This window comes from Burkholderia sp. E168m23 (assembly GCF_016586125.1).
In the GTDB taxonomy this organism is placed as follows: domain Bacteria; phylum Pseudomonadota; class Gammaproteobacteria; order Burkholderiales; family Burkholderiaceae; genus Burkholderia; species Burkholderia orbicola.
In genome coordinates, this window is record NZ_BCPP01001292.1 from 1 (window position 1) to 1,517 (window position 1,517).

The following is a 1,517-nucleotide window of genomic DNA, read 5'->3' on the forward strand; positions in this document are numbered from 1 at the left end:
CCGGCCCGGCGCGAAGTCCCCCCGCCTCGGTGCAGGCAACCGGAGGACGTCGCCATCGGACATCTGACCGATAGCGGCAAGGCCGGGCGATTGCGATACTCGGCGCACTGGAGATCCGGGCGGCACCGCATCCGCATGGCGGAAGCCCTGCATGCCGGCCGGAACGACGATTCAATGTACGAAGGAGTGCAAATGGCTGACCGCTACCCCGAATTTCGTCCCCCTGCCGACGAACAATGGCTGAAACGGTACTACTTTTCCCGGGCGATATTCTCGCTGATCTGGGTCGCGCTGGCGTTTGCCGTCGGCCGGCAGAGCGCGGCCGGCGCGGCGGTCCTGCTGGTCGTTTATCCGGCCTGGGATGCGCTCGCCAATTTCGTCGACCTGTCCCGTAGCGGCGGGATGGCGGCAAACCGCACGCAGGCAGTCAACGTCGCGATCAGCGCCGTCACGACGCTGGCGGTATTTCCGGCGCTGAATGCGGGCATGCATGCGGTGCTCACGGTGTTCGGCGTCTGGGCGATTCTCTCCGGCGTGCTGCAGCTCGGCACCGCCGTGCGACGCTGGAAGCTTGCCGGCGCACAGTGGGTGATGATCCTGAGCGGTGCGCAATCGGCACTGGCCGGCCTGTTCTTCATCGTCCAAAGCCATGCGCCGATGCCGCCCGCGATCGTCAAGATCGCGGGCTACGCGGGAGTCGGTGCGCTTTATTTCCTGATATCCGCGATTTGGTTGCAGGTGCGAGGGATGCGACGCAGCGTGTCGTGAGCGCCCGGATGCGATGCCGTAGCCAGCGGTGTCGTGCCGGCCACTCTCCGCGTGGCGCATCCGTTGTACCGGCCTCGCACCGCGACCTGGCGTCGTGCGAATGCCCTACCGCCCCACCGGCGGCTGCAGGATGTCGCGCGGAATCGCCGCGATCAGCACGCAACTGACCAGCAGGCACGCGCCCAGTGCGTAGGTCCCGTTGTTGATGTTGCCGGTCATTTGCTTGGCGACGCCGGTGATCATCGAGCCCGTGAAGCCGGACAGGTTACCCACCGAGTTGATCAGCGCAATGCCGGCGGCCGCGGCCGTGCCGGACAGGATTTGCCCCGGAAAGGTCCAGTAGATCGGCATCAGCGCGAGGATGCCGCACGTGGCGATGGTCAGGAATACGATCGACAGCGCCACGTTGTGGGCGAACGCCGCGCTCAGGATCAGGAAGACGCCGCCGATCAGCGCGGGAATCGCCGCATGCAGGCGGCGCTCGCCGGTCCTGCGCGAGTGCGAGGCGTTCCACACCATCGCGAAGATGGCGGTCAGGTACGGAATGGCCGTCAGCACACCGATATGCAGCGGGCTCTGCACGCCCGACGCGCGGATGATCGACGGCAGCCAGAACGCCAGCCCGTAGAAGCCGGTATTGAAGGTCAGCAGGATGAAGGTGAGCAGCCAGACGCGCGGGCTGCGCAGCGCGGCGCCGATGCTGTGCGACTTGTGCGCGGCCTCGGCTTCGAGGTTGCGCGACAGCACCG

General features: G+C 66.6%; 2 protein-coding genes. One reads left to right on the forward strand and one right to left on the reverse strand.

Translation table 11 applies throughout. The features are described 5' to 3' along the window. The first annotated feature begins 192 nt into the window (after window positions 1-192). Window positions 193-768: a DUF308 domain-containing protein gene (locus JMF90_RS36660; RefSeq protein WP_011549852.1), complete on the forward strand. Its 576-nt coding sequence runs from the start codon at window positions 193-195 to the stop codon at window positions 766-768. A gap of 105 nt (window positions 769-873) precedes the next feature. Here JMF90_RS36660 and JMF90_RS36665 read toward each other — a convergent pair. Next, the coding region (locus tag JMF90_RS36665) for an MFS transporter (RefSeq protein ID WP_201326303.1) at window positions 874-1,517 on the reverse strand (644 nt) is incomplete at its 5' end.

Bases quoted from the DNA above. Each gene is read 5' to 3' on its own strand.
- JMF90_RS36660 (WP_011549852.1), top strand. From the start codon at position 193: ATGGCTGACCGCTACCCCGAATTTCGTCCCCCTGCCGACGAACAATGG.